The sequence below is a fragment of the Actinomadura sp. NPDC048955 genome (genome assembly GCF_040649435.1).
GTDB lineage: Bacteria > Actinomycetota > Actinomycetes > Streptosporangiales > Streptosporangiaceae > Spirillospora > Spirillospora luteofluorescens.
This window is the reverse complement of record NZ_JBEZJI010000075.1, coordinates 16,929-41,962: the sequence shown is the minus strand read 5'-3', so window position 1 is coordinate 41,962 and position 25,034 is coordinate 16,929. Positions and strand designations below refer to the sequence as shown.

19 protein-coding genes are annotated in these 25,034 nt (G+C 65.4%); 7 read left to right on the top strand and 12 right to left on the bottom strand.

The window, feature by feature from the left end:
• Positions 1 to 211: 211 nt before the first annotated feature.
• The 7 genes from AB0C84_RS40485 (at position 212) to AB0C84_RS40455 (ending at position 10,169) form a co-directional block, all read left to right on the top strand.
• Positions 212 to 688, top strand: coding sequence for a hypothetical protein (locus tag AB0C84_RS40485; protein ID WP_361076749.1), 477 nt, complete (start codon positions 212 to 214; stop codon positions 686 to 688).
• A gap of 1,394 nt (positions 689 to 2,082) precedes the next feature.
• Positions 2,083 to 2,850 (top strand): hypothetical protein, encoded by a 768-nt coding sequence (locus tag AB0C84_RS40480; RefSeq protein WP_361076746.1) that lies wholly within the window; start codon positions 2,083 to 2,085, stop codon positions 2,848 to 2,850.
• A gap of 440 nt (positions 2,851 to 3,290) precedes the next feature.
• Positions 3,291 to 3,701: a hypothetical protein gene (locus AB0C84_RS40475; protein WP_361076743.1), complete on the top strand. Its 411-nt coding sequence runs from the start codon at positions 3,291 to 3,293 to the stop codon at positions 3,699 to 3,701.
• Between the two features lie 3,337 nt (positions 3,702 to 7,038).
• Entirely contained in the window at positions 7,039 to 7,362 is a 324-nt protein-coding gene (locus AB0C84_RS40470) for a superinfection immunity protein (RefSeq protein WP_361076740.1), read from the top strand.
• 248 nt (positions 7,363 to 7,610) lie between these two features.
• Positions 7,611 to 7,919, top strand: a complete 309-nt coding sequence (locus AB0C84_RS40465; RefSeq protein ID WP_361076737.1) for a hypothetical protein — start codon at positions 7,611 to 7,613, stop codon at positions 7,917 to 7,919.
• Between the two features lie 453 nt (positions 7,920 to 8,372).
• Positions 8,373 to 9,164, top strand: coding sequence for a DUF6879 family protein (locus AB0C84_RS40460; RefSeq protein WP_361076734.1), 792 nt, complete (start codon positions 8,373 to 8,375; stop codon positions 9,162 to 9,164).
• Between the two features lie 27 nt (positions 9,165 to 9,191).
• Positions 9,192 to 10,169 carry a hypothetical protein gene (locus AB0C84_RS40455; protein WP_361076731.1) on the top strand — a complete coding sequence of 326 codons (978 nt, stop codon included), beginning with the start codon at positions 9,192 to 9,194 and terminating at the stop codon, positions 10,167 to 10,169.
• A 1,493-nt stretch (positions 10,170 to 11,662) separates the two neighbouring features.
• On the opposite strand, the gene AB0C84_RS40450 is transcribed toward AB0C84_RS40455, so the two are convergent.
• From AB0C84_RS40450 to AB0C84_RS40395, 12 genes are all read right to left on the bottom strand, one after another.
• On the bottom strand, positions 11,663 to 13,117 hold the full coding sequence (locus tag AB0C84_RS40450; protein ID WP_361076728.1) for a hypothetical protein: 1,455 nt from the start codon (positions 13,115 to 13,117) through the stop codon (positions 11,663 to 11,665).
• Positions 13,118 to 13,122: 5 nt separating this feature from the next.
• Positions 13,123 to 14,331, bottom strand: a complete 1,209-nt coding sequence (locus AB0C84_RS40445) for a hypothetical protein (RefSeq protein WP_361076726.1) — start codon at positions 14,329 to 14,331, stop codon at positions 13,123 to 13,125.
• A gap of 71 nt (positions 14,332 to 14,402) precedes the next feature.
• Positions 14,403 to 15,161 (bottom strand): hypothetical protein, encoded by a 759-nt coding sequence (locus tag AB0C84_RS40440; RefSeq protein WP_361076723.1) that lies wholly within the window; start codon positions 15,159 to 15,161, stop codon positions 14,403 to 14,405.
• A 215-nt stretch (positions 15,162 to 15,376) separates the two neighbouring features.
• Positions 15,377 to 15,775, bottom strand: a complete 399-nt coding sequence (locus tag AB0C84_RS40435) for a hypothetical protein (protein ID WP_361076720.1) — start codon at positions 15,773 to 15,775, stop codon at positions 15,377 to 15,379.
• Positions 15,772 to 16,527: a hypothetical protein gene (locus tag AB0C84_RS40430; protein ID WP_361076717.1), complete on the bottom strand. Its 756-nt coding sequence runs from the start codon at positions 16,525 to 16,527 to the stop codon at positions 15,772 to 15,774. Before AB0C84_RS40430 ends, AB0C84_RS40435 begins: the two co-directional genes overlap by 4 nt.
• Before the next feature lie 54 nt (positions 16,528 to 16,581).
• Positions 16,582 to 17,316: a hypothetical protein gene (locus AB0C84_RS40425; RefSeq protein WP_361076714.1), complete on the bottom strand. Its 735-nt coding sequence runs from the start codon at positions 17,314 to 17,316 to the stop codon at positions 16,582 to 16,584.
• Between the two features lie 11 nt (positions 17,317 to 17,327).
• The gene (locus AB0C84_RS40420; RefSeq protein ID WP_361076711.1) at positions 17,328 to 17,762 is read right to left on the bottom strand and encodes a DUF4913 domain-containing protein; all 435 of its coding nucleotides are present in this window, start codon (positions 17,760 to 17,762) and stop codon (positions 17,328 to 17,330) included.
• A 21-nt stretch (positions 17,763 to 17,783) separates the two neighbouring features.
• The gene (locus tag AB0C84_RS40415) at positions 17,784 to 19,640 is read right to left on the bottom strand and encodes a TraM recognition domain-containing protein (RefSeq protein ID WP_361076708.1); all 1,857 of its coding nucleotides are present in this window, start codon (positions 19,638 to 19,640) and stop codon (positions 17,784 to 17,786) included.
• Positions 19,641 to 19,737: 97 nt separating this feature from the next.
• The gene (locus tag AB0C84_RS40410) at positions 19,738 to 20,607 is read right to left on the bottom strand and encodes a hypothetical protein (protein ID WP_361076705.1); all 870 of its coding nucleotides are present in this window, start codon (positions 20,605 to 20,607) and stop codon (positions 19,738 to 19,740) included.
• Positions 20,604 to 22,136 carry a hypothetical protein gene (locus AB0C84_RS40405; RefSeq protein WP_361076701.1) on the bottom strand — a complete coding sequence of 511 codons (1,533 nt, stop codon included), beginning with the start codon at positions 22,134 to 22,136 and terminating at the stop codon, positions 20,604 to 20,606. The genes AB0C84_RS40410 and AB0C84_RS40405 overlap by 4 nt, the downstream gene beginning before the upstream one ends.
• Before the next feature lie 12 nt (positions 22,137 to 22,148).
• Entirely contained in the window at positions 22,149 to 23,666 is a 1,518-nt protein-coding gene (locus AB0C84_RS40400; protein WP_361076698.1) for an SCO6880 family protein, read from the bottom strand.
• Positions 23,663 to 25,033, bottom strand: coding sequence for a hypothetical protein (locus tag AB0C84_RS40395; RefSeq protein ID WP_361076695.1), 1,371 nt, complete (start codon positions 25,031 to 25,033; stop codon positions 23,663 to 23,665). Before AB0C84_RS40395 ends, AB0C84_RS40400 begins: the two co-directional genes overlap by 4 nt.
• Position 25,034 lies beyond the last annotated feature (1 nt).

Sequence of the window (25,034 nt, the reverse complement as noted above, 5' to 3'; positions counted from 1 at the left end):
CTTGCCGGTCCGGCGGTCGATGCCGACGATCCGGCAGGCTTCCCCGCTGCTGTAGCCCTGATCCATGAGCTGGAAGTATGCAACCCGCTCCCGGGCCAGCTTCTTTCGGCCCTGCGGCCTCCGGTCCTTCCGAATCTCGAAGTCCATCGCGACCCCTCAGCAAGGGTGTTGCGACGACCACTAGAAGGGGAGCATGCCCCCTGGAGGAAAAGTGAGCACCACGAACGAGCCGCTGGGCGCCCCGAGCCGCATGCCGATCATCTTCACCGGCGCCGTCGCCAACGCCGGCGCCGAGCGGGACGCCTTCAACCGGCCCTACAAGGTCGGCTGGGCCATCGTGAATGTCGACCAGCCGCCCTATGTCGACGGCGACGACGGACGCACGGCCTGGACCCTGAAAGCGTTCGTCAACCTGACCAAGGAGGCAACCGACCAGGTCCGCGAACTGGGCGGGCTGCGCCCGAACGAACTGATCCACATGCGCGTCGTCCAGATCTTCGCCACCGACGGCAAGCCCTACAAGACCCGTTCCGGCGAAGACCGGGAAGGCAAGGCGTCGGTGAGGTTCATCGTCGACCGCATCCACCTCCCCGGCCGCCCCGACCAGAACACCGAAACCGACACCGAGTCCGATGCCGCCATCGCCCAGGAGCGCAGGACCCTGTCGGGGATCGGCAAGAAGGGCTGACCTGAGTCTGGGCCGCGGAGTCGTCACGAGCCGCGCCCGCATCCACATTCGCTGCGTGCCGGCGGGCTGGGCGTGACCGCCCCGCCGCCTGTCACACGTCGGGTGCGGCGCCTCCAAGAATCGCCCGGAGGCGCCGACCCGATCAGAGCTGCGGTGGTCCGTCAGAGCGGCGCTCACGGCCCGGGCCGCCAGAGCGCCCTACGGCATAGCAATGCAACGGGTCCCCGAGGCATACCAACGCGCATGGCCGGCAGGCACCGCCTCTCGAAAGAGGCGGCCGGAAACGCCCACCGGCCACATGTCCCCGGCCCCGGCACGGATCAGCGAAGCTCCGTTGTCAGCCAGGAACACCCCTCATGCTAGACCCACCAGCACCCCCGCTGCTGCATCGACAGGCACGTGTAAGAGCTGGTTGTACGGCATAAGGGTCGATCACCTCCTCCGAGCAAGCTTCTCGAGGGCAGGCGGAACGGACAGATCTCCTGCATTGCCAGTTCCGGCGTGGTGAATATCCGACCCCACCCAAGCCAGCGGGGAGCACCCCCCACCGCAATGGCATCACCATGCCTCACGAGCATCTAAACGATTACCCGGCAATACCGAACAGACCCAAGGTTCTCGCGTGCCGCAGGAAACGACTTCCGACCGAGTCTTTTTGGGGGGTAACCCGGGGCGTCGAGGCAGCCCCCTTGCGGCCCTCCCCTCCGCCTCCCCCGGGACGCCGACGGCGGCCCGAGATCGGAGCGGCCTTTGGCCGCATCGTCCGCCCAGGCGGCCTTCGGCCGCACGAGGTGCGGGACGGCACCAAATGAAGTTTGCGCTCAACTTTAGGTTAGAGCATGGCCGCGGCAAAGCCGCGCCTGTCACGCTTTGGGGGCCCGGCCCCCAAACCCCCACGTGACGTCGGCTGACCGAGCTCACATCTGGGGGGCTCCCGCCCCCCAGACCCCCTGGCCCCGCGGTGCCCATCCGCGCGCCATTGTCTGTCACAGATACAGACCGTTCGCGCGGATGGGCACCGCGGACTGTGCGCCTGCTCAGCTCGCGCCAACCGCGCGCCCCCCTGATGGTCTCCGTTAACCTAACTCAACGCGCAGGCTGATCGTCGGAAACTAAGGTCAGCTCACCATTAATATCTAATCTCTTGCGTCTTTCGCCTTTTAATGTCTCAAATTACTGAAGTTGCGTAAATGCAACCTGGAGATCAATGTAGGTTCTTACAAAAAGCGTCAGCAGGGAAAGGGGCTACAATCACTGTATACTCGCAATCGGTTCCCCTAAAGCCTTGCAATTGACAGGCAAAAACCGATACGATCATCTTGTAAGGCAAAGGGGCGCAGAGGGAACCGGAAACCCTCTCCCCTGACCGGCAGAACCACAGCGAAGGAAGTGCAATGGGAACCAGCGCGACCATCGAAGGCTTCATTGCCGCAATGGAACTAAAGGAATCCCCCAACAGCGGAAAGACCTACGGACTCATTACGGTAAAGGAGGACACCGGATACGCCAAGGGTGCCGGATGGGTCAAGACCGGCGTGAACACCTATAAGATCAGGGTTCGCGGAGAGTACCGTCTGAACCAGGCTTCCCACCTTGCCAAGGGTGACCGGATCCTCGCAACACTCAGCGCAATCGAGATCCAAGCATTCATCGGCAGCGACGGCGAGGCGCGCGCCGTCATGGTCGGGAACTCCGACACCATCGCAATGATCTCGCGCAAGGCCGACCGTCCCTCCAGCCCGCGCGAACAGGCCAAGGACGCCGCCAACCAGTCACGACAGAAGATGCGCACCGAGCGCGAACAAGGCGCCGAGCCCACCGAGAAGAGCGCAACCCCGCCCGCTGTCAAGGGCGGGAAGCGACAGACGTCGAAGGACTACCGCGCCGACCAGAGCACGCGCGGCAAGCAGGCCGAAACCTTGAACCAGGCCCAGAAGGCCCAGCAGGCCCGCAACACCGCCAAGCCCCAACCGACCGACGAGACCGCGTGCAAAAAATGCGCGCAGCCCTTCCAGCGCCGCGACCTCACCAAGGCCGGTTACTGCCCCTCCTGCAAGGGGACGCGCCGCCCGGCCACCAGCACCGCCCCCAAGCCCACCGCACCCACCGAGGTAGACCAGACAGTACTCGTCAGCGCGATCTACGCCGACAGCCGAGCCTGACCACACCCGACGGCGGCCGCCACCTCGGCGGCCGCCCCTCGGTCAGGCGGGAACGGTAAGACCGGGCATCGAGCCCGGCCTTACCGGCGGCCCTCAACCCCCGCACTCCCACCCGCAACGGGACGGCCTACGGCCGTGCCTCCTTCCCGGCCTTTGGCCGGTACCGGGCCTGAACGGCCCGGTACCGGCCTCGACGGGCGCCGCTGACGCGGCCCCGGCAGCCCGGCTCACGCCGGGCCCGGCCTCCGGCCGGTCCCGGGGCAGGTCCGACAGCGTCAAGAGCGCCCTTCGGGCGTCGCTACGCGACCGGGCTTCGCCCGGCTCTTGACCCTGTCGGACCTGCCCCGGAGGTGTATCTCGAAGACAGAAAGCAACCCTGAGAAGGAAATCACGCCTGCCCTCCAGTTTTGCGCCCCAAGCATCCGGAAGGATAATCAAGCATGAGCGCCTCAGATCTCACCGAACGAATCATCCGTGCCGAACGCGCCATCGCCGCATATGCCCCAGATTTCGACGCCGGCCCAGCCGCCGTCATCGGAGCCCTACTGGACTTCGCTGCGGTCACCAGCACGACTCCAGCTGTCCTCACCCGGGCTGTCGTTGAACATGTCGCCCACACCCCATTTACCAGAATCGAGACCAGTGGCATAGATCAAGTTGAGGAAACAGACGGGACTTTCGCGGCAGACCCTCCGGCGGATTCAGAACACGAATTCGCTTATGCCCGGCTGGCCGGGGCTATCATCGGATCACTGCTGGACGAAGCCCGCCATATGTCTCGCATCAGCCCGATGGATCTACTCGGCATCGCCCACCACGCTTACGACAGTTACACGCACCCTGAGGACTAGTTCCTCTCGCAAACAAGGGCATTGCATCACCGGTACCAGCCGGCCAGTTTCACCGCTCATAATCGATCAGATCCGCCCCGAGCCGTCAACTTACAACGGCATCAAGCAACGCCCGGCGTCAGCAGGTCTGAGCAACAGCCTCGCACGAACCTGGCGACCGTCCCACCCAACGTGGCGGCGGCCGGCGTAGGCGGCGGGGGCGAGCGCCGTCACGGGCGGCCCTGCGAAGGCGGTGAACGCACCAGCCTCAGGTGGGGCCTCAACGCCGATACAGCTGACTCCTACCCGACCACGAACGAGCACAAGTTGCGGGTAGCAAGATGTAGAAGTGGTAACCACTTCCCTGGACCAACCGGGGGTTTGAGGCGCAACCTAGGACGGTGGGGCCGGGCGCGGCCAGGGTGGGGGCAACAGGACGGGCAACGCCGATGACAGCAGGGCCACCGCACGGTGGCGTACCACGAGCGCGCCTTCGTCAGCGTCCACGAAGGCAGGGCACCAGACAAGCCAAGGGGAACCCGCCGGTGCCTCGAGAGCGAATCAACCTCACACTCAGCTCCACCGAGAAGGCCGAAGTAAGCGCGACAGCGCGGGCTCGCGGACAAGCACCGACCGCGTTTGCTCTGGAAGCCGTTCTCAGCGCCGCTCGGCATACCAACTCAGTGCCGGCCGCCCTTCGACTAGAATTGCAATTGCTAATGAACCTCGCAGGCCTCGTACGGCGCGCAGGATTGGTACTCCGCGAGGCAACCTCGAACCCAGAGCGGACGGTGGGCCAGCAGGCGACCGTCAGCGCCGCCGCCGAGGAGTGCATGCGGATCGTACGAAGGGTCGATGAGACCGCAGAGACGATCCGGCGAAGAATCCCGTGACCATCCTGCGAGAACTATCCCGCGGGGACCACATCGAGGGCCTCTTGTATTACCTTTATGGCCCAGGCCGAGCCGATACGCACACCAATCCTCACTTGGTGGCAGGTTTCCGTCACCCTGTCGAACTAGAACCGCCGCTCCTGGACTCTCGGCGTGACTTCCGGCACCTGACAGGGCTCATGCGCCAACCCGTGGACGCGCAAGAACCTTATGCACCAGATTTGCCTGTTTGGCACACCGTTGTGCGGAACGCTCCCGGTGACCGGATACTGTCCGACGACGACTGGGGAGACATCGCGGCGCGCGTCATGCAAGCCTGTGGCCTCGCTCCGTACGGGGAGGAGGATCAGGGTGTGCGCTGGCTCGCCGTTAGACACGCCCCCGACCACGTTCATATCGTCGCCACTCTAGCTCGCCAAGACGGGAGGACTTTTGACCTAAATAACAGTTGGTACAGAATGCAGCGGGCCCGCCGTGAGATCGAGAAGATCTATGGCCTTCAACAGGCAGGAGCCGCCGATGGCACGGCAGTTCCTCGACCGACCCGAGTAGAGGTAGAGAAGACTAAACGGCATGGGTGGCAGGAGGTGCCCAGGGTCGCCATCAAACGCGCGGTCTCGGAGGCAGCCGCCGCGACCGCCAGCGAGAATGACTTCTTCACGAGACTGGAAGAATTCACCTCAGCCGATCTGGGGCGCATAGTCGTAAGAAAGCGCTGCAGTGCCAAGCGCCCCGGGGAAGTGACAGGCTATGCAGTCGGGATGGAGAACCATCGTGATGCCGGCGGACCAATTTTCTACAGTGGTGGGTCCCTAGCCAGCGACCTGGCACTGCCAAGTCTGCGGCGCCGCTGGGCAACAGCAGGCAGTATTCAGCCAGGGGCGGGTTCGCCCGTGAGGTTCAACCGGCAGCGGCTTCTCCTTGACGACGCTGCCGCTGTTGCCTCGGCCGCTGCCGAGGCTGTAGCAGCGGAAGCGGCCATTGGGAGCAGCGCGATCTCCGACGTTCCCTGGGCAGCCGCCGACCTGCTCCACATGACCGCACAGATTCTGAGCAGCGCCGAGTGCCGCCGGGTAGCGCACATGTTCGACCGTGCCGTCCGCGAGCCCTACCGTCGGATGCCCCGGTCGACGCCCCTAGGCAACGGGATACGGACGACCGCTCGCACATTGGCAACGGTGGAAGCGTCGGATGAGCGGCCGGCGTCCTGGGCCAATTTCCTTGCGTGCGTGTCGAAGCTCGTCGAAGCTGTGGGGGAACTACGACAACAACAGCACCGACCGGTTCAAGCCGCGGCCGCGCGGCGAGCGGCTGCCCGCCTCGCAGTGATGGTGAACCGCATGGCTCCCCAAGGCCTGCCCAGTGACGCTGAAGAGAAGCTTCCTAGCTCGGTGCGCCGCGAGCTGATAAACCTAGAGCTCAGTGGCAGCTCGCTAGGGCGGAACACGTCCCCGAGCAGGGCGGCAAGGGGCGCAAGGTTCGGCACGAGAGCCAACGCCAGACGGCGCAGCAGGTGAGCCGCCGAGAGCTACCTACCGGAGGCGAGATGGAACAGTACGAGAGCCCTTTGGACGATGCCCGGCATCTTAGCGTGCAGCAGGTTACACACATGCTGTCTTTGGCTGCCGCCGCCGGCCAGATGGCCGTCCACTCTATCCGGGAACGTCGAAGGATCGCGGCGATAGCCGAGCGAAATCTCCGCAGAAAGGAGCAAGCGCTCAGAAAGGCTGCAATCAGGGAACGACGAGAACGATGGGCGCCAGCGCTGGACAAAACTTGGTTGGCGAACGCAGGCCTACTCCAAGTAGCAGAGATATGGGGTGATGCCATGCCTGTAGCCGACGATAGCCCACTCGCTCACGAAGTCGTCCTAAAATGCGAACAGCGGCTTCGCCGAATCCATCCGCATGCGATGCAGTTCTATGACCGCTTCAGAAGCGAAGGCCTGCACCGGGCCGACGCAATGGTTCGCACCGTACCGTTCTTCGCGAGGAACGCCAATGTCCATACCGGTTACCCGGCACCGCGACGTGCCGCCGTAGCAGGAGCGCAGACAAATTCGATGCAGTGGGCACTGCAACAGTCGGGCCCCACTGCGGAAACAATAAGGCATCTTCTAGTCGAACGGCGCGGGCAAAGAATCGCCGAACGTATACTCAGGGATCAACGATTGGACCCAGCAGGCCTGCGCACCGCTCTCGCCCTTCGCACCAATCTGTCACCCGAGGCAATCGAGACCCTCATTGATCGGAACGGGGAGAGCGCGCACGCAGATGGGTCAGGCAACGTCCACCCTCTCCGGCGAATTCGATCAGACTTCCCTCACGATGCTGCATACGCTCTAGAGCATCCGGGCAGGTATAATGTGAAGCGAAGAAAGAGCCCTAGATCAGCAGACCCCAGCAGACGCTTTTCCGGGCCGGCGGGAGACTCTTTCAGAATGCCCCCCCGATAGGAGCGCAAGGATGGAAGTGACCGTCACACTGGCCTTCTGGACCTCACTCATGCTGGTCGTGGTTGTGTTCTACATCCTCCCCACCGTCGTCGCTCTTATCCGGCAAGTGGATAAGTGGGCTCTTGTTCTAGTGTGCAATCTGCTCGGAGGGGCAACCGGAGTCGGTTGGCTCGCCGCGCTGATCCTCAGCGTATCCCTTAGCTCAAGACGTGTGACCTCGTGGACGGCTCCGATTATCGGATACATGCCCGGCCAGATGGCACCCCCTGATGACGCCTACCTGGCGGCCATTGTTAGAAAGGGCGATAATCCAGCGCACCACTGGCGCGACTAAAGAGTGGAACGGGAGGTATTGCGACGGTGATTGCATGGTGACCTCCTGCGATGAAGACCCAATTCGAGGCACGTGCTGCAGTAACGCGAATTAAGCCTTCGGCGATCACGCGGAGTGCCGTGACATGCACTAGGTCTCGCTGTCAATCGCGTATCTCGCGGCTAGGACGGCAATAAACGAATAGCTCTGCTTGCGATCCTTGGAGCGCAAGTACTAGCGAACCCGATTGAAATTGGAGGCGCAAGTATATGGATGAGGTCAGGGCAGAGCTGATCCGGGCCCATCTTGACCGAGAATACGAAGGGGAGATCCTGCTCGCTGATGGGTTTGACTCAGCGATTGTAGGCGTTGCGGAGGGGTGGTTCGCGGGTAATCTGCACCGCCAGGTCGCCCTGTACGACTATGCGCGCTGTACAGAAGTTCTGATCGCTGAGGGAATGACTGAGGAAGACGCCGACGAGTTTATGGCGATGAACGTATGCGGTGCCTACGTAGGAGAAGGTACCCCCGTATTCGCCGTCTTCTTCCGGATGCCGTCCATTCAGCCCTTGGAATGACAACGATGACAGCGCCGGCCGACCGGGAGGGGGGCCGCGGAACGACCGCCGTGCCGACGGATCCCGGGAGGCGCTCAACGCCACGTGCACCAGAGCCGAACGTCCAGCACCCCCCGGGGCTGTGGGCAGACGAACTCCTTGGCGCCACTTCCCCCATGGAACCCCGGCCCCGCGTAGAGCCGGGCACCCAGGAGCGCTGAGGTGCCTGGGGAGGGATGCCCCTCAGCATCGGCCCACTCCAGAAGAGTACGACCTCATAGGCTGTTTTGCACGCTTTGAAGCGGCTAAAGTCTGTTTGAGACGTTTTGAGACAGCCGGTGACGCTGTCGTCGCCCATCAGGCGACTCGGCGGCGATGCTGGTTCTCCCAGAAGGTGCCCACGACCGCCTCCGCTAGCCCGAGCCCCGACCGAACTCAACTCCAGCGCGACTTCAGGAAACGCGGTGCTTCAGGATGATCGACCACGTCCGTCGCATCCCGGCAGAGACACTTGACCACAGCGCCTACCATCAGGACTTCGCGCACCATCTCAGCCATCTGAGCGGAGTCGTCTGGAAGCTCGAACGCTCTCAGACCTTCCGCGAGGTGAACGATCCGAGCTGGCGCGCCCTCATGGCTGGGCGATGGCACCATTCGCTCACCCTCCTTGAAGCAGAGCGTGATCTCGTCCGGGCACAGGTCCGCCGCAACACCGACCAGAGGGTGACGATCCGGCGGATCCGCATCGTCGAGGCCTCGCTGTCCCCCTATCTGCAATGGGAACTGAACGCACTCCGAATCCTTGCCGAGGAGGGCTTCGAGGTACGCGCACTCCAAGCCGAGCACGTCGCGCATCTCGAACGCGCCGGCCAGCTCCCCGAGCTGGTGATCATCGGAGACCGCGTCCTCTACGACGTGCAGTACGAAGCCGACTGGACGCCGTGCGGTGCGCGCCGGATCATCGATCCGTCGGCGATCCGAAGTGCGCGAAGCCAGATCGCGCATCTGTTCGAACTCGGGGAACCGCTCCTCGAGTTCTTCGATCGGGAAGTCGCTCCGTTGCCTGCACCTGTGCCCCCGTCCGCCGACTCGCGGCCTTCCTGGACTCTGCCCCGCAGATCACCACCAGCCGCCGACCTGGCGGAAGACGACTTCCCTTCACTCACCCAGATGCCCGCACCACCCCGGGATGACCTGCCACCGACTACTCCTGCCCACCGCCCTCGACCGCTGGAGCCACCGCCCCATCCCCCCCGTCGACGATGACAGCCCGCACCACGGAGGAGACCAACGATGAACCACCACCCCAGCGTTCCGAACGCCTCCGCCCCGCTGTCCCGCCCCGCACTCCCCCCTCTCCTGGCGAGCGCTCAGCGCACGGTAGCGCAACAGGTGCGCGAGCGCCGCGCCGTCGCAGCTGAGCGCGACCCGCACCGCCAGGATGCCCATCGAGCGCGGCTGGACGCGACCATCGAAACCAACCGTCAGGCGTGGAGCGCCGCCGTCATCGGGAAGCGGCCTGCGCGGTTCGACCTCGGTGAAGCGCTGCGCGTCTGGAGCCAGACGGTGCCGTTCGTGGACGACAGCGCCGAGGCTCATGCGCTGACCGAGCTGTGCGAGGGCCGCCTGCGCGAACTTCACCCGACGGGGATGGGGCACTACGACCTCCTGTGCGAGGCTGGGCTCCACCCCGCCGACGCCATGGCCGGCGCAGCTCCCCTATTCGACCATTCGCCGGGCATCCGCCCTGATCCGGTGGCCGGCGTCGCCGAGGCCGACGCTTTGGCCTGGGCGTGGACCCAGGACGGACCGACCCGGGAAATGATCCTCGACCTCGTCGCCGAACAGCATGGCGCCACCATGGTCCACCGTATGCAGCAGGTCGCCACGGCAGCAGACCCCTCGCCCTTCGAGGCCGCAGAACTGCGAGCGGCTCTGCGCCGCAACACCGACCTGGCAGACGAAACGATCGACCGCATCCTGGCACGCCAGAGCGCAGAGCAGAAGTCGCCACCCCGCTGGCCCAACGCCACTGCCGCCCACGCCGCCGATCCGTCCGATACCTCCCCTACCACCAGGACCCGGGCCGCTGCGCGGGCCGCAAGCGGTCGAGCCATCCCACTCCTCAGTCCCGCACGAACGGTCGCAGCCGACTTCCCACACACCGCGCTCCACGCGGTCCGGCACGTGCGCAGGTACGGGCGACGCGGTCCCGCACCGGTCACCGGTCCCGCCATGAGGAGACCGCGTGGCGAACGCGGCGTGGCTTGAGGGTGATGGTTGATCTGCCCATGCCCCGCTGGCGCGGTATGCGCTCGCCTTTACCCTCCCTGCAGCCAGCCGACGCCGGGAGTCAGTCAGGCGGCCGACGCCGCGGACCCGGCCTAGGGCCAGAGCGAGGCGGGGCGGTGCGACGTGGTGGGGCGGCGCCGCCACGGTGTTGAGGGTGCCCAGTGCTGAAGTCCGCTGCGGCGGTTCGCTGAGCCGCAGTGGAGTCCCTCGAATATGAGGGCACGAATGCCTGGGGGAAGAGATGGCGGTCTAGGTCATAGTTGGGAGGGCCATCAGAGATGACCCGCAGGATCTGCTCGCTGGCCTGGGCGGCGGGAAATTCCAAAGATCGCGCAAGGGTGCCCGCTCCCGTGCCTGACCACTGTGCCAAGCGTCGAATGAGCATTCCGGTAGCACGTGCATCTGCCCCCCTTGTCTGCCGCCCGACTACCTCGCATGCGCGCGAGAAGGCGAGTAGATCAACGAGCCGACTTTCGGCTAGCAAAGGGTCGGTTACTCTAGAACCGTGCAGGGTGAAAGGAGCGAATGGAACCGAGACTGATGGCGACTGCGGGATCTGTTGACATGCTAGCGTTCCCGGGATCTTCACTATCATGCTGGGATAAGTGTAAGGCCCGATGACGGTGCCGGCCCGCACTCCGCCGTCATGGGCGAGTGCCACACCCTGGCCGGTGGGGACGCCCTCCCAACCCGGGAGGACGGACGCCCCAAGGGACCTAAACGCGCCTGCTGTGGAAAAGACAAGCATGTCATCGTGCTCGATGAAACGATTGAAAGCCTCCTCATGCATCAATGACATTACTTGCAACACTAGATCTCTATAAGTACCTCCGCGCGCGATGTCCTTGTCCGAGGGCGCGGCCGTGGCCCTTTCGGCCCTAGGGACCATCAGGTCCGCGAACCCTCGCAAGGCGTCACTGTCAAAAGCGCGAATCTGGTCCGCCGTGTGCGAAAGAGGGGCCGAGGAGGCGTACAGCTCCGCTATCTTGACTCCCCCCTTGTATGCCTCAGATGGGCCGGCATACCCGATCTTGTCGAAAATGGCATCCAGAGCGACGAGCCGGCCGGATGCCTTGGAGAGAAAGGCCTCTGCATCTTCAGGGGCCTCACCGGTTCGGTCGTAGGTCGCGATGACATCAAGGAGTTGGGTCGCCATGCGGTTGAGCAGGTCGGTCTGGCAACCGCGCACCGCGGCGATGGTGAGGGCGATCTCGGAAAAATCGACCTCACTGGACCTCCATTGGTCTGCATGACTGTGGTGACCCCACGGCTGTCGTTCGTAACGTCTGGCGAGGCGGCCAAGCGCAGCTGCGGGATCGAGGTGGTCATCCATGAGATACATCGGCAGTTCCTCTAACTCCTGCTGGAACGAGCGAGGACTCCGGTCACGTCGGCCGGAGGTGACCGGAGTGGCATGGGCTGGTGATAGCCCGCGCGGACCAAGCGCGGACCACGGTGCCGCGTGACGTTCTTCAGAGGTTCTGTGACCTCCGCTGCCCGACTTGGTTCGGCGGAGGGACGGGCCTGCATGAGAGCGAGCCCGTTGAGAGACAGGGAAGGAAGGTGTCAGGGAAGTCGCCGGCGATGGGCTCCAGCGAGTCCCGCGCTGCTGCGCTATGTCTCTGGTCGACTTTGAACCGGTCATCGACGTCGACCGCGGACGCCGGGCGGTGCATGGGCGGTGCGGATCGCGCAGGCCTGAGACCCCCAGGCTGAGCGAGCCGCGGCTCGGCTTCAATCAAACGCAGAAGTCGGTCACAGCGGTGTTCGATTTTGACTGCCAGGCTGTGATAGAGCTCGGCGGGATCGCGGCCGCACCAGTGCGCTAGGTGGAGGGTGAGATCGTGAAGTTCTTCTTGGGTCTCCGGACGGACTGCACCATGTACCGTCCGCTGCATCTGTGCGAGAGCTGCGGTCTCGACAAGGCGGCGTTCGGCTTCCAACGCGCAGGAAACCCCACCACTCCCCAGCTCGAGACGCGGGAACGCCATGGCCGTATGCACCGAGCCGAGTGTCGGGGGCCATCCTGGCACCTTGACCCAGTAGATGGAGCTATCCGGCCTGAGAGAGGCGATCACAGTGCCGACCTCGCCGTCCCCAGCACGATTCCCCAGATGGACGGCAGCGCCGACCGCGGCTTGGCCAGAGGGCGCGCTTTGGCCCAAGACGCCGATGTCGAGCCGGCCATAGCGGCCCAGAACAGTCGCGCTGCGCGCCTGGATCCCCCACAGATCCAGGTCACCGGTCCCGGTCCCCCTGTGGCCGAGGGACAGGTGCGAGCTGAGCACCGCCAGAGCAGGGCGTCCAAGCTGCATGTGGTGTGGATCGGTTTCGTGCTCTGTGGCCAGGACCTCCGCTGTGTAGAGCATCTTGTCCAGGAAACCCCGCCGCCGGGCTTCGCTGGGGGTGCTCCGTCCTCGACGTCGTTCGAGCCGCCTGCCTTGACCTGCTCGCCTCGCGATCGATGGATCGCTTCCGGCGGTCGTTGGCCGGGCGGAGGGTGAAGGTATGTGGCCGGGTGTGTATTGGCTGACCTCTGGTGGTAGGCCGTACGGCACCAGGTCCGTCACAGCGCTTGACCAGCCATCGCGGTAGTCGGGGTCAGGCCCGGGATACTGGTTGGCTTGCATGACGGCGTGGATCACCTGGCCGAGCGCGGCCAGATCGGTGCGTTCGAGGAGACGGTCGGTGCGGAAGGCGGTGTAGGAGGTCATGTTGTCCTGCACCGCCTCGGCCAGGAGCAGCGCGGCCCGATCGATATCGGGTGGGTTCGCAAGTGCTAGCTCGCCGATGTAGCGCCACAGGTCGGCGTCGCTCACGTCGGCGGCGTCCAACTCTGCTTCGAAGTGCTTGAATCCGTGGGGCCGGGCTTGGTAGGCGTCCAGAACCCGCCGAACAGCGGTTCCGGAGCTGACGTCGCTGGTCACGGTGGCTATCTCCTCGTCGAGGGTTGGGAGCGATTGGGCTCTGCAGGGTTCCGCGTGGAGCTGGACGGTTCACGCCTCGGCAGAGGCTGGCCACGGGGCTCGCTTGACGGCCCAGCGTGGGATGAGGAGGCGCGGTCGCGGCTGGCGGCGTGGTGAATGAGGCGGGCCGGTTGCAGCGATTGGGGGAAGTCGAGGACGCCGACGGGGCCAGGGGGCGATTGGCCGGTGCCGACCGACGGGCTCTGCCGCAGTTGCTCGGCCCGCTCCCAGATCTTCGGCTCCATCTCCTGGAGGATCTGAGCGCCGGTCAGGTCGTTTCCGGCGGCGAACCAGCGAGCCAGATGGGCGCTCAGCTTGTCCAGATCGAGCCGGAGGGATAGTTCGGCATCATGCGAGAGATGCTCGGGTAGCTGGTCAAGAGGGCACTGGGCCTCCAGCACGGCCGCCACCTCGATCAGGGCGTGCTCGGCTTCCCAACGAGAGCGATATGTCGCTGCGTGCACGACGACCGGCGGGAAGGGCCAGGGCGGGCCCAACCCGGTGATGGCGAACCGTTGCGTTGTGCCGGCGTCACCATTGCGTACCTCGCACACGGCCGGGCCGTCGTCGGTGTGCACAGCTGTGACCACTGCGTGTCGGGGCATCTGCCCTTGCCGATCCTCGAGTTGGACGTCGCCGCCGATTACGAACCCAAACTGCTCGGCGGACAAGCGGGCCGCCATAGCGTTAAGACGGCGCACCAAAAGGCCGGGGTAGATCATCGCCCACGACGCCAGCGACATAGCAATCTGGAGGAAGTCCTCCTGATCACTGGAGACATCAGGCAGCGAAAAGTTCGTGTATTGCCTGGTTTGGATGCGAGTAGCGAGGCCGATCGCGACCGCTTCCGCCTCGCGTGCGTTCCGGAGCGTCAACGGGCGGGCAAGATGCCCACGGTAGGGGAATGGCGGGAAAGGCGGGGCTGATTGGAGTAGGCGGGCAGGTATCGCGGCTGGAAAAGCGTCTCCCGTGAGCCGAACAGAGTACCAGGTGTTTTCCAAATTAGGGTCGCTGTGCATCACGTCCTCGACCTCGAACCTGTGAGGACCACGGGGAGCAAAATCGGATCCCTCTAGAAGTTCGATGGGCGAGCCGATCGGGAAGCTTCGAGTGCTGCGCTCGGGCCAAGATGGGCGGATGGTGTTTGGCTCCACGGCGCGGGCGTCGTACTTCATGCGGGCAGGATGCTCGACCAATCCTTTCAGCGCTCTGGCGAGTTCCGATGCTCGTTTCCTTACCCCGTCCATTAGCGCTGCCGTACGGCGGCTATAGTGGGTCCATGACCAGTAATGAGCTGAGCCGCCGCGCCACTGCGGTTTCTGTTGTACTGGCCGTGGAACGCCGTGGGGATCCGGTGACCCGGGCTGGGAAAGTCCTGCGCGGCTAGGGCAGCGGGCAGAGCCTGGCGAGTGCTTGGCTGCTTAATTTCGGTTGTGGCTCTGAGCAGATCGAACAATGTTGCGGAGTCGACTCCGTACAGCCTGCACAGCGCTGTGACTAGTTTCATGTGCTCAGGAGCTTCCCGGAGGGGGTGCTCAGCCGTGCCGGGCTCCTGACCAGTGTTGGCGATGGCCTTACGCAGATAATTCTGCGCTTGGAACGGCGTGATCATCTCTTGGCCGCCCACGACGTTCAGTGACCAGTTCATGAGTTCAGTCGTCTCATGCTTTATCGCGATTTCGCCACCAGCATTTTCCGCCCACTTCTGGATTGCATCGACAGAGGAACGAGACCACCGTGCCAGAAGCGTCTGCAGTTGGAGTGCCTCGGACCGGAGTCTGCTGGTATAACTGGTCGGTTGCTCAAGGAGCCCGCCCCGATCGAGCATTGCCAGCCTGCTGCTGTGCCCGACAAGCCGTCTTTCTATGTCTGCGGGATGATCGAAGTAAATGCCGCCGACATTGACTGGCTCAAAAGGGACGCGCTGGAGAGCCGCAGCCGGAAAACGCTCATTCTCACCAGGAAAGCGAACCACGCACTCGGGGGCGCCTTCGCTGCGCCCCACGATGGCGATTACATACCCGCATACAGGTTCGACTGGATTGGATGGCTGGCCGCCGTGGTGGTGGAAGGGGCGGCTGACGGTATCCCCCACGCGGTACGGAACAGGCACTCGGCTTGGGGACGTGCTCCTGGAGGGATGCGCCGGACTGGGCCGCTTCTTTCCAGGTGCTGCACGTCTTCGATGAGGAAGTAGTCTCACGGGAGCTCTCCTTCGCTTTAGGGGTCGGTGGAGGCGTGCCCTCCCTGATCGGCGGTGGGCTCGCGGCTGGCCCGCAACGCCAGGTCGGTTGCCACCGCTCGAGTGAGGAGCCGGATAACCACGTCCTCGAAAACGGCTGCGGTGCCGGGGTCGGATCTGCAACAGGCGGCATGGTCGGGGCCGAGCATCAAAGGCCCGAGCTCGGTCACCCAGAAGGCCACTTCGATGCCCTCAAGGCACAGCTCGGGAACGGAGAGCAGATTCAGTCGGCCCTGCCAGCGCGTAAGCATTCGCGGGCCAGGGCGTCGTCCAGCCCACTCTGGCCGGACCAGTCGATCGGGATGCGCGGCGAACTCATCGACGATGCGCGCCAGGGAGGCCAGAGCGGACTCGGCTGAGACGAAGGGCGGTTTCATCGTGGACGTCTCGGTCCCCTGTCGGGGTTGGTGAAGGGGCTCATGGGGCGAGGGTCTGGACCCGGTTGCCTCGCCGGGCGGCCTGGGGAGGGGGCAATCACCGGTCTGGGAAAGTCGGTGGCCGCTCGCGATTCGTTGTCCTCGCCACGCTCGATGCGGTTCTGGCGTTCTTGTCGGAGGGCTGCAGCGGTCACCCTGACCTGCGCCTGTACGCTCTGAACGAGTCGAGCCGAGGCGTCGGAATGGAGAAAAAGATCCTCGGCTGATGCGTTGAAGGCGTCGAAGCATCCGCGAAGAGTGTCGTCGTTGAAGCCTCGGCTCGCCCGGCGGAGTTCCGGAAGGTTCGGCGCCAGTTGGAATGTTGCTGCCCAGAGGTCTGTGCCTTCGTTCAGTCCCTGCAGGTAATCGGTGCTGGGGCCGTAGTACTTGTTGGCATCCCAGACCTCTTGGAGGGCCACGGCTCTCGTCGCGAGCCAGTCCCGTTCCTGACTGAATTGGCGATTTGGGTCGGAGTACATGTGGGTTATGTCGTGTACCAGTCTTAGCCCTTCTGCGTCGAACAACGCGGTCGACCCGGTGAAGGTGCTGGTGGAATCGAGGTCGAAGGGATACAGGATCGTCGGAACGACAAGGCAGGAGTCCCAGTGTGATTTGTCGTAACCGTAAGGTCCGTGCGCGTAGGCCCTCAGGATGTTGTGAACCGCCTCTCCGGGATGCGGCAGATCGTGTGGAGGAAGGTCCGGTGTGTCCATATTTGCAAGTCACTTTCATTGAGCTGAGACGAGATCGGCCTTTTCTGACGTGAGTTATCTGCGCCTTCTGGTTCCTGAATTGTTTTCTGTGGGAATGCGGCGTGAAGGGACGAGTGCCGGGTCGGTGGCAACGATCACAGGGCTGGGAAAGTCCGCCTGCGCCTGCCCGCGGCTCGGCTGCCCTGTGGTGCCGCGACGGGCGGATTCGTCGCGCAGGGCCCGGAGAAGTGGGGTGTAAGGGAACGCAGTCGTACTGATGGCCGAGGTCCCTGGTGTGATGGGCGGCGGGCCTGGGTCGCGCCCATCGAGATACATTTCCGCCCTGATCTCCACACAGTCGGCGCAGCCCCGAAGCTTGTCGGTGCTGAAACCGGCGATGGTTCGCCGGATGAATTCGTCCAGAGTCTTTATCCCGCGCTGTGGCATCAGGCTGGTCAGGTCCAGGCCTTCACGCACCCCCGCCACGTAACTGGAGCGGGGAGACCGAAATCCGCTCGTAGTCCACCGTGCCCGCAGGGCTACTGCGTGAGCGGCTATCTGCTCGCGGGCAAGCACGTCTTCCGGTACAGCGGTTTTCACCGATAGAAGAAGTTGGACACCTTGGCGGTCGAGTTCTGCAGGGCTGAGGCGTGAGAGGCGAAGTTCTTCCAGGAGAAGGTGATCGGCATCGGGCTTGATGCTGGCCCAGCGCGCCGAATTGAACTCGGGAGGCAGTTCTCCGAATGGTCCGAGCATCATCCGGATGGCGGCGGCGGGATCATGCGATCCGTGCAGATGGTGAACTGTCATGGAGGTGTCGCCTACCTTCGGTCACGCGCGTGATCGGAGTCGCTTTCGTCTTCTTGGTCGCGTTTGAAGACATCCCAGTAGCCTGCTGGTGCCGGAATGCACTGAGCGACGTGGGGTTCAATGTGCTCTTGTTCTGTGCATTGATAGAAGGGGCCGCGGGGCCCCATCAGGATTGGTAGGTGGTGGTCGACGTGCTGGTACCACTCGGCGATTCCCAGCGCCGGTTCAAGGCGCAGGGTCTCCCAGGCGCGCCATAGTGCTGTGAGGCGGGACACGGCCTCAGGATGGAGCCACCATTTTCCGCACCATCGGTATTCTCCGCCGAGGGTCCGCGTGAAGACTGGGCAGAACCGTTCAAGCACCCATTCCTCAACGTTGTCGAACACAGGCCGCAGTGGCTGTTGAGCGCTGCTTGGGCCCTGGCTGGAAGGCTGCGGGGTCGTCATCTGCAGCGCCCATCCCTCCGCTTAGGTCCCATCGGTCCCCCGGCCGCTGGAAGGGGTGGGCTTCAGCAGGCTTTGCCGGGTCGTCCGGTCGCGGAACCGGGCCTGCGCTTCGGCGGTGATCGCCGCCTCGGCGCGGCGGATGCAGGAAGTGATCTCCTGTGCTCGTGGGCCGAGATACCAGGGGCGCAGCTGCATCAGCGCAGGCTTGCTGCCCGTGGCCAGCAGGAGGCCCGTTCCGGGTGGAAGCGAGCGGATGGCGGCCGGGTCGAGGATCTCGCGCCGGCTCAGCGAGATCTGCTCGCTGGCCTGGCCCTGCCCGTAGGTGACCGAGCGGAGGGCGACGTCGTGCTGGCCGACCAGGGTGCTGATGTCGCGCGCCAGTCTCGGCGAGTCGACGCCAGCGCCGATGATCTTTCGTGTGGCCGCGCCCCAGAGCGCGGCCATGCCCTGCTCACCCCAGACGGTGATGCCTTGTTCGTAGGACTGCAGGATGGTTACGGGCACGATCCCCCGCGACCCCAGGTGGCTGTACAGGGGCGGGAGGTCGCCGATCTTGCAGATATTGGCGGCTTCGTCCAAGATCACCACCAGTGGCGGGTCCAGGCGGCCGCCCATGCGCTCGGCTCGGCGTTCGCCGGCGCGCATGCAGGAGTCGGTGAGTGCGGCGATAAGCGGGGCTGCGGGGCTGTTGGATTTCGAGCAGAGGAACAGCCCTTGGCGTGTGGTGACGAAGGTGTCGGGGGTGAACTCGGCCAGGGCCTGGTCGTATCCGGGGGGTGTGACCCAGCCGAGGATCTCCTCGTCCCTGAGGGCCTTGGCCGCGGTGCGTGCGGTCTGGTAGATGCCGTCACGCGTTTCGATGGCGCCGTTCTGCGCTCCGAGAAGGCTGGATGCCATCAGGCGAAATCCTGCCTTCTGGAGTATCTCGACGGGGGTGGGGACGCCCGGCTGGTCGAGCCAGACCGCGACATCGGCCAGCGAGCGCCCGGAGGAGGCGGCGGCCAGGAACAGGGCGGTGAGCAGGTCCTGGGCGGCGGGTCCCCACAGGTCCTTCTTGCTTCCGTCATCCACCGTCAGGACGAAGTGCCCCGCTAGGCGAGAGGCATCCTCCACGGTGTCCAGGTCTCTGAGCGGGTTCCACCACCAGCGTTGCGGCTGGTAGGTGATGTGCTGGGGATCGAACAGCCAGACCGGCTCGCCCGTCGTCTGCTCGCGAAGCTCGGCTGTGGCGGCCCATAGGTCGGCCTTGTTGCTGGTGGCGATGACGGCGCCAGGTGCGCTGAGGACGAAAGGGATCGACTGGGAAGTCGTCTTCCCGCTCCGGGGCGCCATGAAGGCCACGACCGTGTCTTCCCAGGAAGCGAACAGGGCCGGCCCGACCTTGTCGTTGGGGCGCTTGAGGTCTCCCAGGACTAGGCCGACGTCGTCGTAACTCAGATGCCGGGGGTCCTGGTTCTTGAGGGAGGAGCGCAAGGTCTGGGCGCGTTGGGCCGCCTGGCGGGGCTTCAGCGAATCCAGACGTGCGCCGGCGGCGAGTGCTGCAACGGGGTCGTCTGCGCTGGGCCGGGACAGAATGAACCTGTGCCAACTCCACGCTGCTGGTGCCCCTAGGAGAGTGGCAACGAACGCCGAGCAGACCACCACGAGCCACGTTGAGGTCTGCGGCCAGGCATCTCGATGACTCCCGGTGATGATCCTGGCCAGGAATGGATTGGGAAAGTGTACGACTCGACCGTCGGTGATCGTTGCGGCGAGTTTCGCGCCGAGCCAGACGATGAAGAAGCAGAGGAGGGCGCTCCACACGCCGAGCAGCACGGCCCACCCGCCGGTCGCGCCACCGGTGGTGAAGCCGACGCGCGGTCCAAGCGCCCGAGCCATAGAGATCTCTCCTTCTGTTGACCGAAACGATGTCGTCTCTTGCGTTCCTTCTGATTACCGCCTTTGCGGGCGCTGAGTTATTTGTAAGATTGTCGGATTACATCGATTTCGTGGGGGCGGTTTGAGTCCCGGCGTGCTGGACTGCCCAAGGAAGGGAGCGTGGGCCAGACGTGGTTCCAGGAACCAGCAGTTCCGGGAAATCTTGCTGAATTTTCGCTGCAGGCGAGGTCGGTTCGCTTTCGTCGTCCACGCCTAGTGATTCCGGTTCATCGCGCGGGAGACTGTCAGGAAGCCCTCGGTTGATGTACTCATCAATCAACGGAAGGACGGCGATTCTTAGCTTTGATCGAGGAATCCCGTACCATCGAGCCAAGTTGACTTCCATTGGCTGAAATGTGTCCAAGTATCTTTGCCCTGAGATGCGTCCAGGGTGCTGATGTTGGATCGTACGGACCTGTACGACCAGTTCCTGGAGCTGCTCGGGACTCGGGACGTCTCCCAGGGGAGTTTCTACGGGGAAAAGGGAGCGAAATGCTTCGGCCTCCCAGGCTGTCACCGCTCGGGCAACCTTTTCTCTCAACTTAATCTCGACTAGCGTCGAGTGCAGATCTGAGGAGAATGCGAGTTTCGCAAGGGCCCGATCGTGGTGACGTTGGTCTTCGTCTAGCACCGGTAGGCCGCCATGCTTGAATCTTGCGATCCGAGCCGCGGTGTCGATGTACCGCAGTTCGCTGTTTCGCTGCAGCGTGGCCTCTCCGTACCATTTTGATTTAGGTACGTGCTCGAGTTGCTCTTCGCTGAAGACGCGCGTGGTGTCTCCGATAAACTGGACCAGGTATTGTGCAGGCTGGCGTGACTCGTTGATCGCGACGACTTCGCCGCGGTGGGGGAGCCGGTGCGGATCTAGAACCGGCATCGGATGCATGTCGGAGACGAGCGTTCCCACGCGGATAGGTGTTTTCGTCACTGCTCGACCTCGGTGTTGCGGTGCCGAATGGCTTGGTCGGTGTCGTAGAGGCGGCGTTCGGGACCGACGAGGGAGAGTTCGACGGGGATGCCGAGGCGTTCGCCGGTTTTGATGAGGTATTTGCCGCGTCCGGGGTGGCGGGCGCCGGGTTGCCAGGAGTCGGGAGCGGACCAGGAGGCGACCATTTCGGCCTCGGGGGTGGTCAGCGGGGTGACTTGGGTGACGCGGGCGAGTTCGCGGGGCGGCAGGCCTGCCAGCACGGTGATGGCGGAACGTTCCATGAAGCCCCGTGCCTTGGCCCGGTCTTCCCCGGTGGGCAGTGCGTCCAGGTCGGCGAGGGAGTGGGTGATCATGACCGAGGCCATGCCTTTGGCTCGGTTGAGCCGGGTGAGGCTGTCGGCGTACTCGACGAGGCCGGGCGCGCCGCGCAGCGCCCGCCATAGTTCGTCCATGACTCCGATGTAGGTGCGTCGGGGGGCGATGCCGAGTTCTGTCAGTGCGGCGGCGGCGTCGACCATGCCGAAGCCGTAGGCCCAGGTCGCGAGCATCGCGGCGGTGAGGAGGGTGTCGCCGGCGGCGCCGACTCGGGAGATGTCGACGCTGACCGCGGGTGCGTCGAGGTCCAGCGGTGTGGTGGTCTGGCTGTCGAAGACGCCGGCCAGTGATCCGGAGATGAGCAGGTCGAGGGTGAAGACCAGGTCGCTGACGCGTTGCTGGTAGTGGCCGGGATCGTGGGCGCGTGCGGCGGCGCGGAGGTCTTCTGGTCCTTCTTCGATGACTTTGAGGACGTCGACGATGGTGGGCGCGCTGTGTCCGGCGAGGCGGTCGTCGAGGAGGTCGATGGCGCGGCCCAGGACGACTTCTTCGGCGTTGCTGATGGGGCCGGTGCGGACCAGGGTGGCCAGCGCCATCATCAGGGACAGGCGGCGGGAGCGTACTTCCCAGCGCATCCGTTCGGCTGCCGGGCCGCTCATTTTGCGCAGGGCCGTGCCCAGGGGGCCCAGGTCGAGGGGGTTGATCTTGTCCATGCCGCGGCCGATTCGGATGACCTGGCCGCCGAGGTGTTCGATGAGCATGGAGTAGTCGGGTTTGGTGTCGCCGAGGATGATGGCTTTGCTGCCTGCGGCCACTGCTCCGGTGACCAGGCGTTTGACGAGGGTGGACTTGCCGGTGCCGGGCTGGCCGAGGACGAAGGTGCCGGGGTTGGTGATCAGGCCTGCACGGAGCCAGGCCAGAGGGTCCAGGCAGACGACTTCGCCCCACAGTTGGTGGCGGCCTATGGGGGTGCCGATGACGGGGGTGCCGGCGCCGGCGACGAAGGGGAACAGGCCGCAGGCCTGCGTGGTGGTGGCCTGGTACTGCGGGGCGGCGCTGATGTGCGCGGCGCGGCCGCCGCCGGGGGTCTTCCAGCCCCAGGCGGGGGCGAGGGGGGCGGCCTGAGCGAGCGTGTCGACGTCGGCTCGCGTTGCCGGTCCCCTCGTGGAGGCTGGTGCCGGGGGGCGGCGGCTGGGTAGGTAGAGGCGCGGCATGGTGGCTCCTGGTCAGTGCGGCCAGCGGCGCGCGAGCTCCGCGGGGCAGATACCGCAGGGCAGGGTCGCGGCGAACGCGGCGGCTTGGCTGTTCCACATGCGGCGCAGGCGGATCCGGGACGCCTCGGCAGAGGCTTCGGTGTCTGATACCGCTCTGGGCAGGTCGCCGTCGCTGGTAACGGTGGTGGTCACGTACAGGGCGAGGAGGACCACGCCTGCGCCCATGGCTTCTTCGGCGGCGGCTTGCTGGGCGCGGGCCTGGTCGTGGGCGTCGCGGGCGGTTTCGTCGCGGCCGGTGCGGTTGCGGTAGTGGCGGCGGAAGGTGGCGGCGTTGACTTCCGATTCCAGGACCCGGGTGGCTTCCATGGCGGGCAGGGGCCGGTACTGCATGGTGACGCGCTTGGCGAACAGGCCGGGTGAGACCAGGCGAGCCAGGACGTCGGCGTGCACGTTGGAGCGGGGGGCCTCGTGCCAGGCCCAGGTGACGCTGACGCCGCCGTCGTGGACGTAGCGGTCGTAGTGGTCTTCGGCTCCGACGGGGCCTGCGTCCATGTAGCCGATCCCGTCTGCGCTTTCCGCGTCGCTGCCGGTGGGGCCGCCTCGGTGTCGTTCCAGGAGGCGGTTGATCTCGCCGCGGGCGTGGGGATCGAACGCGGTGCGCACGAATCCGGCGATCTCGTCGGCGGTGGCGCGGCCGACGACGGTGACGCCGCAGGTCCCCAGGGCCGATTCCAGGCCTTGCAGTGCGCGCCCGACCTCGGCGGCCGCGGCGGTCAGGTCCTTGGGGGCGGCGGGTGAGGCGCTGGGGTCGAAGGTGATCGAGACGCGGGTGTCGACGTCGGCGGCGGCGTTCGGGGCGGTGAGGACGAGCTGGTGCAGGATGTCGCGGGCCTGGGGCGGGGCGTCGGGGGCCAGGCTGGAGGCGACGGCGTTGGTGAGGGTGTAGCCGGGTTCGGGGGCGGTGTCGCAGGTGACGGTGACCCAGCGGATCATGGGCATGTGCCCGAGGCCGGCCAGCCAGGATCCCCAGTTGGCGACCCACTGGTCGGTGTCGGCCCGCTCGGCGAGCCAGGTGGAGGTGGGGACGACGCGCAAAGTGGCGGTGAGCAGCCCGGTGCGGCGGTCCCAGACCAGCCCGTACCGTCCGCCCAGGCCGTCCTCGGCCGACAGTAGCGTGGTGGGGGCCAGCACGCCGGGGAGCTGGAAGGCGCGTGGATGATCGATCACCACTCCGGCGGTGTATTTGGTGTAGCCGCGTTTGGCCGCGTACCACCAGCGCGAGTGCTGCAGTGCCAGCTGGCCCAGCGGGACCCCGTGGACGCGCACCACGGTGAGAGCGCCCACGACCAGCGCGCAGGGCCCGGCGACCAGCAGGGCGTGCAGGGACACCGCGCCGCTGACGATGACCAGAACGAGCGCGCCCATCAGGGCCAGAGTGCCGCCGGTGCCCAGGCCCAGCAGGCCGATGGCGCGGCGCCGCCGCCATCCTCCGTAGGTGCGGGGCTCGGTGCGGGAGGTTGTGGACATCATGCGCTTCCGTCGGGCTCGTCGGTCATCGAGTCGGCGCCCTTCTTGGCGCTGTCCATGCCTTTGCGGACAGCGCCCGCGGCGGCGCCCGCGGCCAGGCCCGCCGGGCCGAAGGCCGCCGCAGCTGAGGAGCCGCCGAAGGAGCCGGCGGCCATGGGCCCGGAGGGCGGCATCGCCGGTCCGGGCGAGGCCCCGGTGGGGATGGTGGCGCTGCCGGCCTTGCCGGTGAGCTTGTCCCCGAACTGGTGACCGCCCGGCGCCAGAGGCTGGCCGGATGAGGGCGGGGTGGTCGGTTTGACGGCGAGCGTCACAGGCGGCTGGGAGTCGTCGCCGTCCTGTCGGCCCGGCGGCCCAGACGGTCTTGGGGCGGGGGGTGCGGAGGGTGATTGATCAGGTCTTCGCTGCATGTGGCGGGCCTGGTCGGAGGCGGACATGCCGCCGGCGCCTCCGGAGGAGGCGCGGAAGGAGCCGACGGCGACCGCGCCGCCGAGCGCGGCCGACAGCAGGCCGCCCTGTCCGGAGCTCTGGGCGACCGATCCGGTGGCCCACGTGGTGAGCTTCATCAGGACCGGCAGGGCGATGAGGCTGAGCGCCATCATGGCGTACCCGACGAAGATCGTCCGGATGTCGCTGCCCTTGCCGACCATGGTGATCGCGATCGCGTAGATCGCGGCGGCCGCGGGTTTGTAGAAGACGAACGCCAGTCCCCAGCCGGTGATCTTGGTGAACCACACGCGGGTCTTGGGGGCCAGGGTTCCGGCGGAGGCCAGGGGCAGCATGCCGGCCAGGACGATGATGGATGCTTGGCGGAACACCATCAGCAGGGCCTGAACGATCGCCATGAGCAGCCCGAAGACGCCCAGGACGTTGATCAGGCCGACCGGCGCGCCGGCCATGGCGATGGTCTCCACGAGCCGCCTGACGAAGTCCCCGTCGGCGCTGGTGCTGATGACCCATGACGACCAGGCGTCTCCGGCCTGCAGGAGCAGGGTGGGCACGATGACGCCGATCGCTCCGGTCGCGGCGATGGTGACCAGGCCCTGCCCGACGTCGGTGAGTGAGTTGGCCTTGCCGGTGATCGCCATCTTCCCGCCGGCGACGATGACGGCCATGACGGCGACGGCGGTGGCGATCGGCATCATCCATCCCTGAATGGTGTAGACGGCCGCCTCGTCTTGCAGGTCGGGTGAGGGGACCTGCACCCACCAGGTGAAGGTCCCGGTGATGACCCACCCGATCGCCTCTTGGATGGAGTGCGCCAGGGCCTCCAGGGCGCCGTTCCCGACGGCGTTGGCGGTGCCGGTGATCGGGTTGGGCACGGTGCGTTTGACCGCGCAGACCGGTGAAAGGAGCGCGACACACTCGGCCATG